Consider the following 15,205-nt stretch of genomic DNA (forward strand, 5'->3'; position numbering starts at 1 on the left):
TAAGCGGCTGTGTACGTGACGTTGTCGGTTGGCTCCTGATATGCCACAGATCGGTATTCGAGACGCCCTTATTGTCCCGACGGGCCCGGTCGAGCGTGGGGAAACTCTTCTCAGTTGACCCCGAGACGTCTCGGTGATGCGCGGATGGATGCCCGTTCGTCCTAGACTCTAGATATGGCTCATACCGATGATCGGAACAAGGACACTATTGGCGCTGGTGCTGGTGCCACAGCAGAAAAGGCCTCGTTGCGAGAGGATTTTCATGTTGTTGACCTTGCCGACACTGAGGGCTATCTCGTTGATGACTCTGATGAAGACGATCCAGTACTCATTACTCCTGATGGTCGGCGAGTCGATACGTGGCGTGAAAATTACCCATATGACCAACGGATGACTCGCAAAGAGTACGAACACATTAAGCGCGCGTTGCAGATTGAGTTGTTGAAGTGGCAAAACTGGACCAAAGAAACTGGTCAAAAACACATTATTCTCTTTGAAGGGCGGGACGCTGCGGGTAAAGGCGGCACCATTAAACGCTTTAATGAGCACTTAAATCCTCGTGGGGCCCGGACTGTTGCGCTGGAGAAACCGTCACCGCGTGAATCAACATCATGGTATTTCCAGCGCTACATTGAGCATTTTCCAGCAGCCGGGGAGATCGTATTCTTTGATCGTTCGTGGTACAACCGTTCGGGCGTCGAGCGTGTCATGGGGTTCTGTACAGAGTCGCAGCATGCGGAGTTCCTTCGTGAAGTCCCCATGCTGGAGAACATGATTATGGGATCAGGGATTAGCTTGACCAAGTTATGGTTTTCGGTGACGCGAAAAGAGCAACGAACTCGGTTCGCTATCCGCCAGGTTGACCCGGTGCGACAATGGAAACTTTCGCCAATGGATTTAGCGTCGCTGGATAAGTGGGAGGATTACACGAGGGCGAAAGAAGAGCAGTTCCGGTATACGGACACGAATGAGTCCCCGTGGATAACGATTAAATCTAACGATAAGAAGCGAGCCCGTATTAATGCGATGCGCTATGTGCTCTCGAAGTTTGAGTACACGGACAAGGATTATGACATTGTTGGTCAGCCTGACCCAAAGATTGTCAAGCGGGGACGTGACCAGATCGGTGACTAGCACGCCAGAGGTTGGGTAATGGTCCCCTCATCACGCGCCTGTCGGTGCGTCAGCGTCTCGCGAACCAGCGTTTCATCATTTCAGTGAACGTTCGCCATATGCGGCTGCCATTCTTTTCTTGCTGCGATGCCGAGGTATGTGGCGCGACCGGGGGAAATGTGGTGGTGTGGTGGGGAGTGCTTGGCTCCATGGATGTCACCATAGGAGCGTGCGGGGTCTCGTTAACCATGTCTGGGTGAGGAGTCTGTGGGTGTGGGGCAGTGCCCGGCGCGCTCCCATGGGGGAGTGTCTCGACGACATGAATGGATGGTACAAGGGCTTGGGGTACCCGTTGGGATAGATATGTGCGCGCTGACTTCTCCGTCAGACTTGTGCTTTGTACGTATCCCAGCAACCGAGGACCGTGGGGAGACCTCGTGAGTGCTGCGGTGGTGTTATCAGCGCCAGGGAGATCGTGGAGGACCGCATCGACGTGGTTGAGATCGACACGGTGCCCTGCGATACGGGCTTGCTCGTCGAGGTGACGGACGAAGTGAAGACCATCGCTGTGGACAGCGACGAGGTCCCCAGTCCTGTAGGCACGCTCCCACCCGAACTGCGGAACGGGGGCGAACGTCTCAGCATCATGAATGAGGTCGAAATAGTGTGCTAAGCCGACGCCACTGATGACAAGTTCACCAGCACGTCCTGGTTCGACCGGGTGGCCAACTTCATCGATGACGGTGGCTTCCCACCCTGGGAGCGGCTGTCCTATCAGGGAAGGAGGGCTGTCAGGCATGAGTTGAGCTGCTGTAGTCACTCCCGTTGCTTCGGTGCGATACGTATTCCAGACCTCACGGCCGGTCATCACACGCGTGATGTCAGCTGGGCACGGTTCTCCACCCACGATAAGGAGTCGGAGCGTGGTGGGGTCGCTTCGCCATGATAAGGCCTCTCGTGGCGTCGTGGAGATGACAGAAATGCCGTGGTCCGTGATCCATTGGTCGACATTCGTCGGGGGAGTGGATGTATGTGATGGTTGGTCAGGGCCTATCCTGACTGACGGATCAGCGGGATAGGGCACGAGGCAAGCTCCTGTGGACCATGCCAGCCACATGTCCTCGACACTGCGAGGGCTCATACGTGGGGCGAGAGCACCGACATGATCACCCGGCCCGATGGGATTGTCCGGAGCGAAGAGGCACGCCTCCGCGGTGATCCCCGCCGAGGCGCAACGGTGAGGCAGCACCATCGACCGTGGACCGAAGAACACGGCGGCCGTATCGGACGGCGATGGAGTGCGCGCGCGTCGCGTTGTGGAGCGACGAGAATGGATCCCCACATCAGTGATCGTGGCAGTAAGACGAAGATCAGTGCTGACGGTGGTGAGGGCGTGGCCTAACGTGGGTACATATGCGGCGCCGATGGACAACGTGGCCAGGATAGAGGCGTAGTAGTCGATGGGATCGGTGATGGCAATGCCGACGTGATCTCCTCTGCCTGCGACCGTGCTCAGCTCCTCAGCGATAGCGTGGTACCGGTGTGACAATCGAGAATACGTAATGGAATCGTGACCGGTGTCGATAGCGAGAGCATCGGGATGTGCGGCGGCTTGATCGGAGAAAATCCGAATGAGGGTGTGGGGTTGTGAGGCGAGTGTGCGGTTTCCCAGCACCCTCCGTGAGCTCACAATGACACTCCCATGGTGAGTTTGCTGGTGTATTTGCGCAGGCGATTGCTTTGCTTGTCGTTGAGTTCATCGAGCAGATCATTTTCCGCTTCGGTGAGAGCGTGGCGAATTTTATGTCGAATTGTGATGCCGTTCGGAGTGATCGTAATAAGTTGCTTTCGGCGGTCTTCGGTGGAACGGACTCGTTGGAGAAGGTTGTCATCTTCCAACGAGTCGATAAGTCGGACCATATCGGATCGATCGACGCCGAGGAGTTCCCCAAGCTCACTCTGGGAATAACCTTTGTCGCGACGCACACACTCCAAGAGCCAGTACGCGCGTTGGGAAAGGTCGAATTCATCCAAGGTGTTATCGGCAACCTCCCTGAACATTTTGTTCAGCTGGTACACCTGGTAAAACAGCGAATCTTCCACTGGCGACGTCAGTATTGCCGCGGACGCCTCGGTGGGGTCTGCCACAGCAGCCGTCGCCCTGTGGGGTTTATCTGACTTATGGCCAGATTTCCTTCTCTTATTCGCCTTCGCCATAGCGCCGATCATAGCCGACAGTGGGTGTATTGAAATAATTGAGAAGGCCCACAAGTTATGGTTGTGAGACTAGGTGTTTCCGTTGCCTGTTTCCATGGGGAGCCCTGCGTCACGCCAGGCAAGAGTGCCACCGCTGACATTGATAACGTCAAGGCCATTCTGCTCGAGGAACTGGCAGGCGCGGGCGGAACGACCTCCTGAGAGGCAGATAATGTACGCGGGTGTGTCGAAATCAAGTTCTTGGTATCGACCCATTAATTCGCTCAGTGGGATGTTTATTGCCCCCACAGCATGTCCGTCCGTGTATTCGTCGGCTTCGCGTACGTCGACTAGTTGTGAGTCCTGGGGTAGGTCGTGGACTGTCACATTTTCCATGGTCGTTGCTCCTTCGTTGCGTGGGGTTCGTCGTCCTCTCTCAGTTCCCCGCCCTGAAGAGGTCCAATGCTCAACGTCAAATATTAAACCTAGGCTCACCTAAAGCGGAAGGGTCCGTCGGTGCGGAGACCGACGGACCCGTGGCCCGCGGGATCATGAGCCTGATCGCCTCGATAGCCCGCGATGTGCGTGAGTAGCACTAGCCCTCGTAGCGATCCTTAGCTTCCTGCAGGATGCGCTCAGCATCAGACTTGTCGCCCCAGCCTGAACCGCTCACCTCTTTGTTTGGCTCGAGATCTTTGTAGTGGACGAAGAAGTGCTCAATTTCGTCTTTGACATGATCCTCGACGTCGGTGATGTCCTGGTACTTCTCGAAGCGAACATCGTCGACGACGCACAGCAACTTATCGTCACCGCCAGCTTCATCGGTCATCTTGAAGACACCAACTGGGCGAGCCTCCACAATCACACCAGGGAACACCGGCTCCGGAAGGATAACGAGTGCATCTAGCGGATCCCCATCCTCACCGAGGGTGTGGTCAATGAACCCGTAGTCGGCCGGGTATGCCATGGGGGTGAAGAGGTACCGGTCCAGGTATACCTTGCCGGTCTCATGATCGACCTCGTATTTGTTGCGTGATCCCTTCGGGATTTCGATCGTGACTTCAATACTCATAGGCCCTACTGTACTGAACCCCCATGGGGTAGTTCGCGCCACGTTAGGGTTGTCGGTCAGCTAGACAATCCCCCTGCATCAATACTCTGGGCTAGACTCACCATCGTGAAAATAGGTAGGAAGAACTCTGGTGGGTCAACGGGCTTCCGTGCTGGCTCTTTTCGACGTTCCGCTGTCTCTTCTCTCCTCACTGTGATCGCAGTGATCGTGGTGGCTGCCGTGATTGCGGGAGCTGTGGTGATCTATAAACAGCGCCACCCCCAGACCACAGCGGGTGTAGTCGGACCAGCCGATGTTGGATTGGCTGTATCGGGGCCCAATACGGACGCACCGATTCCAGATGTTCGACGGGCACTTCAGGGGCCGGCGGCGCAGAGAGCTCTGGGAACCCTCACCGGGCATGTCACTGACGCTGCTACCGGCACGACGTTGTGGGAAAAGGATTCCACCACCGCGATGGTCCCAGCATCGTCGACCAAAATGTTGACGACGGCTGCTGCATTACTGACTCTGGGACCGGACGACAAGGTTCGCACGGTGGTCAAGAGGGGGAGAAAAACTGGGCAGATTGTGTTGATTGGTGGCGGCGACATCACTCTCGCACCATCGAGAGAACAAGCATTCTATACGAACGCTCCGACGATTCACGATCTTGCGAACCAGGTGAAAAAGAAGCTCGGCGGCCAACGTGTAACAAGTGTGGTCGTGGATAATTCGCGCGCCGGACAAGGAAACACATTCAACCGTTCGTGGAACCGTGAGGACATCGCCGGCGGTTACGTGACGTCAGTGGACTCTGTGATGCTCAATGGTGGCCGCCAGGATCCCCATAATGCGGAATCTCCACGGACAGATAACCCGGCGTTGGCTGCTGGCCAGGCGTTAGCCCAGGCTGTTGGCGCCTCGTTCGGCGGCAATGATGGCAACACGTCTGTTCAAAGTAGCGCTCGACATGATGATGGTTGGAATGACCGCGGCGATGCCCGACGTGACAATCGTGCTGACCACCCACAGGACGACCATCGGGGGAATGCTCCTGGTCGTGGCGACGACCGAGGGGAAGAGCGAGACCGTCACGACAACCGGCCGGATGAACGCAGAGAAGAGAAAACAAACGACGCAGGAGGAGTCTCCGTCTCCACCCGACCGGTAGCCACTGACGGTGACGAGCTGGGCGCCGTGGAATCTGCTCCGCTCATGGTCAGGATCCGCGATATGCTCATCAACTCGGACAACATGGAGGCCGAAGCTATCGGGCGGGATATCGCAAAGAAACAAGGAAAACCGCTGACATTCGATGGTGCCACCGCAGCAACGAAAGATGTATTAGCCCAGCATGATTTCCCTCTCGACCGAGTCATCCTGAAGGACAATTCGGGAATGAGCCGAGATAACCGAATCACCCCGAAACTACTCGACCGCATCATGGTGGAAGCCTCATCGCCGGTCGGTGGCACATCGACGAATGGATCAAGCTCAGTCGATGAGAAAAACCGCAACCTGAGGCCCCTGCTCGACGGCCTTCCCATCGCCGGGGGCTCTGGCACCTTAGCCGGCCGCTTTACCCCAGGCTCACCCGCTGAACGCGGGGCAGGGTGGGTTCGCGCAAAAACCGGTACGCTCGAGGGAGTATCCGCACTGGTTGGCACCGTGATGAACCAACGGGGACGAATCTTAACTTTCGCATTCATGTCCAATGGATCAGACATCGAACCCGCGCGGGCGGCGCTGGACAACCTTGCCTCCACCTTGAGAACAACATCCTAGGAACAACGCTGTGCCACGTACCCCGACGAGCCCTGGTATCAGCGGCGCCTCCACCCCCGCCTACACCCCACCAGGTACAAAACCAGGTCCGCACGTGTTACGCATCCGTCACGCTCTCACAGAGTGGAAGACCGCCTGGGACACAGCACCTGATTCACCCCGGTATGCCGCTCGACCGACGAACGACATGTCCTGCGTCATCGGATGCTCGGGCGGAGCTGATTCTCTTGCCCTCGTAGGATGCGCGGTGTCGCACGGATGGGATATTCATGCGGTTGTTGTTGACCACGGCTTACAAGATGGCTCCGACGACGTCGCTACGCGAACAGCCCATGTATGTCGCATGCTCGGAGCGACTGCTGACACTGTGCGGGTATACCCACGCCACGCCACAGAAGCAGCAGCCAGGCACGCACGCTATCACGCGCTGGGAACAGCTGCCCACGCGCGAGGAGGGCTCCCCGTCCTCGTTGCGCATACCGGGGATGATCAGGTCGAATCACTCTTCTTAGGCTTAGCGCGGGGTTCCGGATTAGGAAGCATCGCCGGAATGTCACCGATCTCGTGGGCCCACCCCGCCACCGATGCGGGGGCTGCGGCACTGGGGAGGCCCCTTCTGCGTGTGCGGCGAGATAACACTCTTGGCGCCTGCACCGAACTTGGCATCACACCGTGGCACGACCCTACCAATACATCGGGAACCAATCTGCGTTCGCGCGTTCGAACAGAAATTATCCCACGCATGCGCGACGTCCTGGGTGCGGCCGCGATCGACAACGCTGTCACCACAGCAGCAATGATCCGCACCGACGAAGACTACCTAACGCACTGTGCCAGCCAAGCGCTCACACAGTGCTCGCATCACGACACCCTGACAGTGGACGTTGACATCTATCGACGCCAGCCGCCAGCCCTACGCGGCAGAATCATCAAACAGTGGCTATCTCGCCGTGCTGGGCCATTAACACGGGCACATGTCGACGCCATTGACGCACTTGCCACACACTGGCACGGACAGGGAGGCGTTGCCATTCCATGGCCACAATCACCAGCCCCACCGGGGCGTCTCATCGTTGTCCGGCGCCACCATAATCTGATCGTGACTGTCGACGAGAGACGGAAATTGCCAGAAGCGACTATATAAGCGACCATGTACGTACGGACAAAATATCCGGCCTACAGAATTCGGGATGCTAGCGGGGGACTATGATCTCCACCGCCCCTGTCGTCTTCGTCTTCGTCCACGCCGGACACAACGCCACATGATCGAGAGCTAATGATGCAATCCCATCAACCCATCCCTGTCCCCGAACATGGCTACGGGGGTGATGTTGACCACGTACTGATCACCGAAGAACAACTTCACGACCGAATTACGGAGATGGCGCAACGCCTGTCTGAGACCTACGCGGATGAGGACGATGACCTCATTTTGGTGTGTGTTCTCAAAGGAGCGGTGTACTTCATCACCGATATTTCTCGCGCGATGAGCGTCCCCACTCAGCTGGAGTTCATGGCGGTATCGTCATACGGCAATGCCACCAGCTCATCAGGTGTTGTGCGGATTCTCAAGGATCTCGACCGCGATATCCAAGACCGTAACGTCGTCATTATTGAAGACATCATCGATTCGGGTCTGACTTTGCACTGGCTGGTGAAGAACCTGAAGAGTCGGAAGCCGAAGTCGCTGCGCATTGTGAGCCTCCTGCGGAAGCCTGACGCCATCAAGGTGGACATTGACCTCTTTGATGTTGGTTTTGACATTCCCAACGAGTTCGTCGTCGGATATGGGCTCGACTATGGCGAGCGCTATCGTGACATTCCGTGGGTCGGCACGCTCGCGCCACGGGTGTATGAAAAGTAGGACGTTCGCGCACAGCGAACGCACGTGAGGGCGATGTGCCCCTAGGGTTCGACTACCCTGGTAGCGATCGCCACAGTGCCTGCTACAGGTGCTTATATATCTTCCCCAATGAGAGGTTCCATGGACCGCAAGAAAGTCATACGCATAGCGACGGTCATCGCTATTATCTTGCTCGGGATTTTCGCTTTTTCGGTGTTCTCAAGCTCGACACGCGGGTATCACGATGTTGATACTTCTGTTGCCCTGAAACAGTTGAAAGATGGCAACGTTAAGAAAGCCCAGATCAATGATAGGGAACAGCAGCTTCAGCTCGAGCTGAAGAACAAAATTAACGACGGCGACCACAAGAACGTCAACAAACTCGTCGCCAAGTACCCGGCTCGGACGTCGGATCAGGTTTTCGCCGCGGTCCAGAAGTCTAACCCGGACAGCTACACGACCAAGGTTACTCAGGATTCATGGCTTGGCCAGATCCTCTTGTTCGTGGGGCCGATGGTCATCTTCTTCCTGCTCGTCACGTTCTTCCTCTCCCGCATGCAGGGAGGTTCCGGAATGGGCGGCATGTTTGGCTTCGGAAAGTCCAAAGCCAAAGAGCTGACCAAAGATATGCCGAAAACAACATTCGGCGACGTCGCTGGTGAGGACGAAGCAGTGGAGGAGCTCACCGAAATTCGTGACTTCCTTCAGGGTCCTGAACGTTATGAGCGTCTTGGGGCAAAAATCCCCCGTGGCGTTTTGCTCTACGGCCCTCCCGGAACAGGTAAGACCTTGCTTGCACGTGCTGTCGCAGGTGAAGCTGGTGTGCCGTTCTATTCCATTTCAGGGTCGGACTTTGTTGAAATGTTTGTTGGTGTGGGCGCCTCCCGCGTGCGCGACCTGTTCACACAGGCCAAGGACAACGCACCGTGCATTATCTTCATCGATGAGATCGACGCCGTGGGCCGCCAGCGTGGCTCTGGTATGGGGGGCGGACACGATGAGCGTGAACAGACCTTGAACCAGCTGCTGGTGGAAATGGATGGCTTTGGTGACCGCCAAGGTGTCATCCTCATTGCTGCGACAAACCGGCCCGACATCCTGGACCCTGCCCTGTTGCGCCCAGGACGTTTCGACCGTCAGATTCCTGTCACCAACCCTGATCTTGCTGGCCGCGAGCAGATTCTCCGCGTCCATGCGAAAGATAAACCGTTGGGCCCCGACGTGGATCTTAACTCCCTAGCTAAGCGCACCGCTGGCATGTCTGGTGCGGATTTAGCGAACGTGCTCAATGAAGCAGCGCTGCTGACCGCCCGGGTGGACGGCAACATTATCACCGCTGATGCCTTGGAAGAAGCGACCGACCGCGTTGTGGGCGGGCCACGTCGAACCTCCAAGATTATTTCCGAACACGAAAAGAAAGTCACTGCCTACCACGAAGGTGGTCACACCTTAGCCGCATGGGCGATGAAGGATATTGAGCGTGTCTACAAGGTAACTATCCTCGCCCGAGGTCGTACCGGCGGACATGCCATGACTGCGAGCGAAGATGACAAAGAAATGTACACGCGCGCAGAACTCTTTGCACGGCTTGTCTTCGCCATGGGTGGACGCTCCGGCGAAGAACTGATTTTCGGTAGCCCCACGACGGGCGCGTCCGCTGACATCGAGCAAGCGACGAAGATTGCTCGCGCGATGGTCACTGAATACGGCATGAGCCCGGACCTTGGTGCCGTGAAATACGGTGAGGAACAAGGCGACCCCTTCTCCGGACGGGGTGGCGGAGGAACTCTCGACTACTCCAACGAGGTCGCCGCGACCATCGATAAGCAAGTCCGCTTCCTTATTGAGAAAGCGCATGACGAGGCGTACGCCATCCTGAAAGAAAACCGCGACATCCTTGACGTTCTCGCCCAGAAACTGTTGGAAAAAGAAACGCTACGGCGCCCTGACCTGGAAGCCATCTTCAAGGATGTCAAGCCCCGCGAACGGCTCGAAATTTTCACCAAAGAAGACGCCCTTCACCCGAAGGACGACAAAGACCCCGTGAAGACGCCGGTCGAATTGGCCCGTGAACGCGGTGAAGAACCGCCAAAGCGCCAGGACTTCCTCGAAGCATCCCGTCAAGCTCGACGTGAGCGTGAAGCCGCAGCTGCCACACAGGCAACACCATCCGCAGATCAGGACGAGCCCCGTACGAACGAATGGCCGGTCGCTAAGGTAGCAGACACCCAGAACACACAGGCCACGGCATCAGCAGGTAGTTACTCACATCCCTCCGAGAACAACCAAGCTGGCTCATCACCCGAACCTGCATCGACACAGCAGGGATCGGCCACCACACCAGCCTCACATCAGCATGAGGAGAATGGCTGGCGACCAGGGAGCACACCAGTGGCCCCGCAGGGACACCACAACGGTACACAAACGACCGAGGCACGGGGACACACTTACGCGGGATACGACGAACAGACCGCCGTCATCCCACGCCCGCACAGTCCTGGACATGCCACGTCCTACCCCGACCCCCAGCCCCACGGGACGACCAACAATCATGGAACCCCGGTCTATGGTGGCACCCCGCCACCTGCTGGGTGGACTGCCCCAGGCTGGCCCCCCTCAGGCCAGGTTCCCCGGTACGTAGGTTCGGCCGATCCCACAGCATCTCACCCGGAACAGCGCGCCGGCAACGCTCCAGGTAATGCCGGGCAGCATCCAGGCATGCAGAACTATGGTTTCGGGCAGGAGAACAACGATACTGACCGGGGTCTCCATGGTTTCCGCCTTCCCGACAGTGAGCGCCCAGACCACCCATGGACTGATGGAGACTCGAACTCCCCCCAGGCCAGCACCGACGGCACCCATGGCTCCGACCCTGCCAGCGGTGGTCATCGGCGCGAAGACGGTGACCAGTAATGGCAGTTGATCACGAACGGGCGCGGGCAGCCGTCCGCGACCTGTTGATCGCTGTAGGGGAAGATCCCGATCGAGAAGGCCTTGTCGACACGCCAGAACGGGTTGCGCGAGCCTACGAAGAAATCTTCGCAGGCCTCCATCAAGACCCCTCTGACGTCCTTGCGAAAACCTTCAATGAAGACCATCGTGAGCTTGTCCTGGTTCGGGACATCCCCGTCTACTCCACCTGTGAACACCACTTGGTGCCCTTCTACGGGCATGCACACATTGGCTACATCCCAGGTACGTCCGGGAAAGTCACCGGTCTATCCAAACTTGCGCGAGTCGTCGATCTTTACGCGAAGCGGCCACAAGTTCAAGAACGCCTCACGAAACAAGTCGCCGATGCGATGGTGAAGCGGCTAGATCCACAAGCCGTCATCGTTGTTATCGAATGTGAGCACCTTTGCATGGCAATGCGAGGGATCCGCAAACCCGGGGCAACCACCACGACCTCCGCAGTCCGGGGCGGATTCCAAACCAACCCTGCCAGTCGCGCCGAGGTGCTCAGCCTTATTCGCGGATAACCCCACCCGACTGTGCCGGGGCACCAGACGGAAGGAGACAAGCAGACACCATGGACGCACCGCGCACACACGTCATGGGTATCCTCAATATCACCGATGACTCCTTCTCCGACGGCGGCAGGTGGCTAGCCCACGACCTCACTCGCCCCCGTGTCGCCATCGACCACGCCCGTGACATGATCCGCGACGGAGCAACTATCATCGACATTGGCGGCGAATCTACCCGCCCCGGCGCTGTCCGCGTCACAGAAGAAACCGAGCTCCGCCGCGTCATCCCTGTCATCGAAGCACTCGCTGATGACACGATCATGCTTTCCGTTGACACCATGCGCGCCACCGTTGCCCGCCGTGCGATCGATGCTGGAGCTACCCTCATCAACGACGTCTCCGGGGGACTTGCTGATTCCCGCATGATTGACGTCGCGGCCGACACTGGAGTCCGGCTGTGCATTATGCACTGGGAAACAGCCCGTTTCGGAGACGCCGATTCCGATGGCGTTGCCGGAGCTCGCCACGGTGCTGACCGCGGCTCGGCTTTCGTTCGCCGCGTGGTCGAGTTCCTCCAGAATCGCGCTGAATACGCTATCGCGCACGGGGTCGACAAAGACAAGATCATCCTCGATCCGGGAATCGGATTCGCGAAATCAGCATTAGGAAATTGGTCGCTCCTCCATTCCCTAGACCAGCTCACCAACCTCGGTTACCCTATCCTCGTCGGCGTATCTCGTAAACGTTTTTTGACCAGCCTGGTCGCTGGGCCTGGTGAGACCCCCACTGCGCCTAACGAGGCTGACAATGCCACCGCAGCCGTCACGGCGCTAGCTGCTCTCCACGGAGCTTGGGCTGTTCGCGTCCACAACGTACGCCCTAATGTTGATGCTGTCGCAGTCGCGCATGCGTGGGCTACTGCCACCGGACCTGACGTACCCCGAGGATGGAGAGCGCGCCATGGCTGACCGCATCGAACTGACAGGTGTCAAAGTATTTGGCCATCACGGTGTGTTTGACGAGGAAAAAGACGACGGCCAATACTTCCTTACCGATGTCACTGTCTGGACCGACGTTCGTAAGGCTGCCGCCACGGACAACCTTGCCCACACCATTAGCTACGCTGACATCGCTGAGCTCATCTACACCGTGGTCGGTGGGCCCAGCCGTGATCTCATCGAAACTGTTGCTAGCGATATCGCCACGGCCATCATCCTTGATCGTCACGTCCATGCCGTCGAGGTCACAATCCACAAACCGGACGCTCCGATTAGACACCCCTTCGCGGACGTCGCTGTTGTCGTACGACGAAACAGAAAAGATCTCCGTCGTGTCGTCTTGTCATTCGGATCTAATATCGCTGCCGACGGTGTTCTTCCTGCTGAGCGGGTACAGGCAGCGATGGACTGGTTCTGTGGCAGTAGTGGGTACCGCGTCGTGGCTGCATCCCCGCTCTACATCACACCAGCCTGGGGTGGCCTTGACCAAGACGATTTCATCAACTCCATTGCTGTTGTTGAAACCATGAAAACCCCGCACGACGTTCTCCGTGATGCACAACAATGTGAACGCGACGCCCACCGTGTACGTGATATCCGTTGGGGGCCGCGGACACTCGACATCGATATCATTACAAGCTTCGATAACGGATCCGAAGAACACTACGATACAGAGGACTTAACCCTCCCGCACCCGTGGGCTCGTGAGCGTGCATTTGTGCTTAAACCGTGGGCAGACGTTGAGCCCCAGGCTCGACTGGGGGGAAAGAGTGTGAAATCGCTCCTGGCTACCCTTGATCCCGGCGATGTTGAGGCGGTGAGACGACAATGACGACCACCAAGCCCGCGTACCTTATCACCACTGCATTTGTTGTTGGTCTCGGAGCTTTCATGTTGATTTGGCGTTTCTACGGTTCTATACCTGGATTCACCGTGACGTTGCCCGTGATTCTCATCGCGCTTGCACTTGTGTGCACGATCACAGGCTTCGTTGTGAAAAAGCGCATCGAGGATAACGAGGTCGGACAAGATCGCTCTCAGATGCATCCTCTGACGATTGCTCGATGGTTTGTCATTGGTACATCGTCTGCTTGGTTTGGGTCTATCAGCACTGGTTCCTATGCGGGCGTCGCTGTGTACCTGTGGATCAATTATGGGCGACTCGTGGCTGCTCGCGCGGACACCCCAGCTGTTGTTGTAGGGCTAGTTGCAGGCATTCTTGTGGCAGTGTCGGGCGTGTGGCTTGAACGGTGTTGTGGGGCACCACCACCAAACGATGAAGATTCCCAGTCTAGCAATGTAGTGTGGAGTTCATGACCGGCCCACAGCAATCCCACGATGGTTATAACCATGCGAACAACCAGGGACACTATGACGACCAGTCGCCTGATTACCGCGACGACTATGCACCTGCTGCCTTAGATGAGAACGGAAAATTCTCCTACGGAGCGATTGTCGTCATGCTGGTCTTCGCTGTCCTTGCGACAATCCTTATGCTGTTCACCAATAGCCAAACGTGGACCAAAATCGCCGTCCTGTGCGCTTTGTGGGCTGCCATTGTTGGTTGCATTGCCGTATCCCGGCTGCGTAAACAAGTTGATAACCAGCAACGGGACAATGACAACCTGGAGCGCCTGCATCAGGCAGAGTTGGAGCGGGAGTTGGCCACTCACCGTGAGCAGGAGCTCATCCTGGAGCAAAATTTCTACGACTCCCTCCAAGAACAAGAACAGAACATCCTCGCTGACATTCGTGCGGAATTGACGGTGCTTCGTGAAAACCTGTCCGCCATGATTGGTACTGATCTGGATACCGAGCGTGCTGCCCTCAAAGCGGAGGCAGAGCGTATTTTGGAATTAGAGCGTGACAGTAAAGACTCGTCGGCGGTGGAAGCTCGAACCAACGGATCGACGTCTCGTACGTCGTCAGGGGCAGCGTCGTCACGGGAATCGCGGAACACTGTGACATCGAATTCTGGCAACAAAATCCGGGAGGTAGCCTCCCCACCGCCGTCGAGTTCGACGAGTAAGCAGGGTGACAATTCACTTCGAACTGGGTCATTTAATGCGGTGAAGTGGACTCCGCAGTCTCCTCAGCGTTCAGGGACAGGGTACTCGGCTGACGAGACCACCGTGCTGTCAAGTGTGGAGAAGAACAATTCCTCTGCGGGGGGGACGAGGCCGCCTGCCACACAGTCGAGTTCGTCTGATCAGAGTTCGACGTCGGGGTCGACACAGCATCAGGGGAGTGCTGTGTATCGCGGCGCGGACCGCGACAATTCGCAGTTCTTCGCTTTCGGGGCCGGGCCGGCACAGGATGCGGATAAAACTACAGATGGGCAGGCGTCGTCTCGGGTGCAGGACACCGGCGCACCGTCGACGTCTGAGTCTCGTCGTCGTCCAGATCCGTATACAGGGTCGTTCGCCTCATTTGGTTCGGGGCGGTCCGTAGCTCCGTCGTATGATCGGACGCATGCGCCCACGACAGGCGGGTTCCGTGCACAGTCGGCAGCCTCCGGGTCGTCATCGACCAACCACCAGCCGCGTACTGGAATGTTTACGGGGCCGGCCACTTCTGGTGGGTCCTCACCGTATTCAACGGCGTCAGCTGATGCTCGGGGGCGTCACGAGGGAGCTGGCGGGGCGGAGGCTCGTGGCCATCGTCGCCGCGCGGATGAGAGTGCCGCGAATCAGAATGTGACTGTTGCGGCCTTGTTGGAACAGTTGAAAAAGAATAGCGAGAATTAGCC

Annotated in this window: 14 protein-coding genes; 10 read left to right on the plus strand and 4 right to left on the minus strand. The window is 57.5% G+C overall.

The window, feature by feature from the left end:
- Positions 1–174 precede the first annotated feature (174 nt).
- Positions 175–1,134: a polyphosphate kinase 2 gene (gene ppk2, locus V5S80_RS00525; protein ID WP_395168817.1), complete on the plus strand. Its 960-nt coding sequence runs from the start codon at positions 175–177 to the stop codon at positions 1,132–1,134.
- 49 nt (positions 1,135–1,183) lie between these two features.
- Here the strand turns inward: ppk2 and V5S80_RS00530 are convergent, their stop codons facing one another.
- From V5S80_RS00530 to V5S80_RS00545, 4 genes are all read right to left on the minus strand, one after another.
- Positions 1,184–2,803 carry an AMP-binding protein gene (locus V5S80_RS00530; RefSeq protein WP_395168818.1) on the minus strand — a complete coding sequence of 540 codons (1,620 nt, stop codon included), beginning with the start codon at positions 2,801–2,803 and terminating at the stop codon, positions 1,184–1,186.
- Positions 2,800–3,330, minus strand: coding sequence for a MarR family winged helix-turn-helix transcriptional regulator (locus V5S80_RS00535; protein WP_395168819.1), 531 nt, complete (start codon positions 3,328–3,330; stop codon positions 2,800–2,802). Before V5S80_RS00535 ends, V5S80_RS00530 begins: the two co-directional genes overlap by 4 nt.
- A gap of 69 nt (positions 3,331–3,399) precedes the next feature.
- On the minus strand, positions 3,400–3,705 hold the full coding sequence (locus V5S80_RS00540; protein ID WP_395168820.1) for a rhodanese-like domain-containing protein: 306 nt from the start codon (positions 3,703–3,705) through the stop codon (positions 3,400–3,402).
- Positions 3,706–3,904: 199 nt separating this feature from the next.
- Positions 3,905–4,381, minus strand: a complete 477-nt coding sequence (locus V5S80_RS00545; RefSeq protein WP_395168821.1) for an inorganic diphosphatase — start codon at positions 4,379–4,381, stop codon at positions 3,905–3,907.
- Between the two features lie 105 nt (positions 4,382–4,486).
- Here V5S80_RS00545 and dacB point away from each other — a divergent pair, with 105 nt between their 5' ends.
- The 9 genes from dacB to V5S80_RS00590 all read left to right on the plus strand — a co-directional run bounded on the left by dacB (position 4,487) and on the right by V5S80_RS00590 (position 15,203).
- Positions 4,487–6,148: a D-alanyl-D-alanine carboxypeptidase/D-alanyl-D-alanine-endopeptidase gene (gene dacB / locus V5S80_RS00550; RefSeq protein WP_395168822.1), complete on the plus strand. Its 1,662-nt coding sequence runs from the start codon at positions 4,487–4,489 to the stop codon at positions 6,146–6,148.
- Positions 6,149–6,158: 10 nt separating this feature from the next.
- Positions 6,159–7,292, plus strand: coding sequence for a tRNA lysidine(34) synthetase TilS (tilS, locus tag V5S80_RS00555; protein ID WP_395168823.1), 1,134 nt, complete (start codon positions 6,159–6,161; stop codon positions 7,290–7,292).
- Between the two features lie 132 nt (positions 7,293–7,424).
- A complete protein-coding gene (hpt, locus tag V5S80_RS00560) occupies positions 7,425–8,012 on the plus strand; it encodes a hypoxanthine phosphoribosyltransferase (RefSeq protein ID WP_395168824.1) in 588 nt (195 codons plus the stop codon).
- A 120-nt stretch (positions 8,013–8,132) separates the two neighbouring features.
- Positions 8,133–10,904, plus strand: a complete 2,772-nt coding sequence (ftsH, locus tag V5S80_RS00565) for an ATP-dependent zinc metalloprotease FtsH (RefSeq protein WP_395168825.1) — start codon at positions 8,133–8,135, stop codon at positions 10,902–10,904.
- Positions 10,904–11,470 (plus strand): GTP cyclohydrolase I FolE, encoded by a 567-nt coding sequence (gene folE / locus V5S80_RS00570; protein WP_395168826.1) that lies wholly within the window; start codon positions 10,904–10,906, stop codon positions 11,468–11,470. The genes ftsH and folE overlap by 1 nt, the downstream gene beginning before the upstream one ends.
- Before the next feature lie 50 nt (positions 11,471–11,520).
- The gene (gene folP, locus V5S80_RS00575; RefSeq protein WP_395168827.1) at positions 11,521–12,426 is read left to right on the plus strand and encodes a dihydropteroate synthase; all 906 of its coding nucleotides are present in this window, start codon (positions 11,521–11,523) and stop codon (positions 12,424–12,426) included.
- The gene (gene folB, locus V5S80_RS00580) at positions 12,419–13,288 is read left to right on the plus strand and encodes a dihydroneopterin aldolase (RefSeq protein ID WP_395168828.1); all 870 of its coding nucleotides are present in this window, start codon (positions 12,419–12,421) and stop codon (positions 13,286–13,288) included. The genes folP and folB overlap by 8 nt, the downstream gene beginning before the upstream one ends.
- Entirely contained in the window at positions 13,285–13,773 is a 489-nt protein-coding gene (locus V5S80_RS00585) for a DUF3180 domain-containing protein (protein ID WP_395168829.1), read from the plus strand. Before folB ends, V5S80_RS00585 begins: the two co-directional genes overlap by 4 nt.
- Entirely contained in the window at positions 13,770–15,203 is a 1,434-nt protein-coding gene (locus tag V5S80_RS00590) for a DUF6779 domain-containing protein (protein WP_395168830.1), read from the plus strand. Before V5S80_RS00585 ends, V5S80_RS00590 begins: the two co-directional genes overlap by 4 nt.
- Positions 15,204–15,205: the final 2 nt, after the last annotated feature.

The sequence above is a fragment of the Corynebacterium sp. PCR 32 genome, from assembly GCF_037464985.1.
In the GTDB taxonomy this organism is placed as follows: Bacteria; Actinomycetota; Actinomycetes; order Mycobacteriales; family Mycobacteriaceae; genus Corynebacterium; species Corynebacterium kroppenstedtii_D.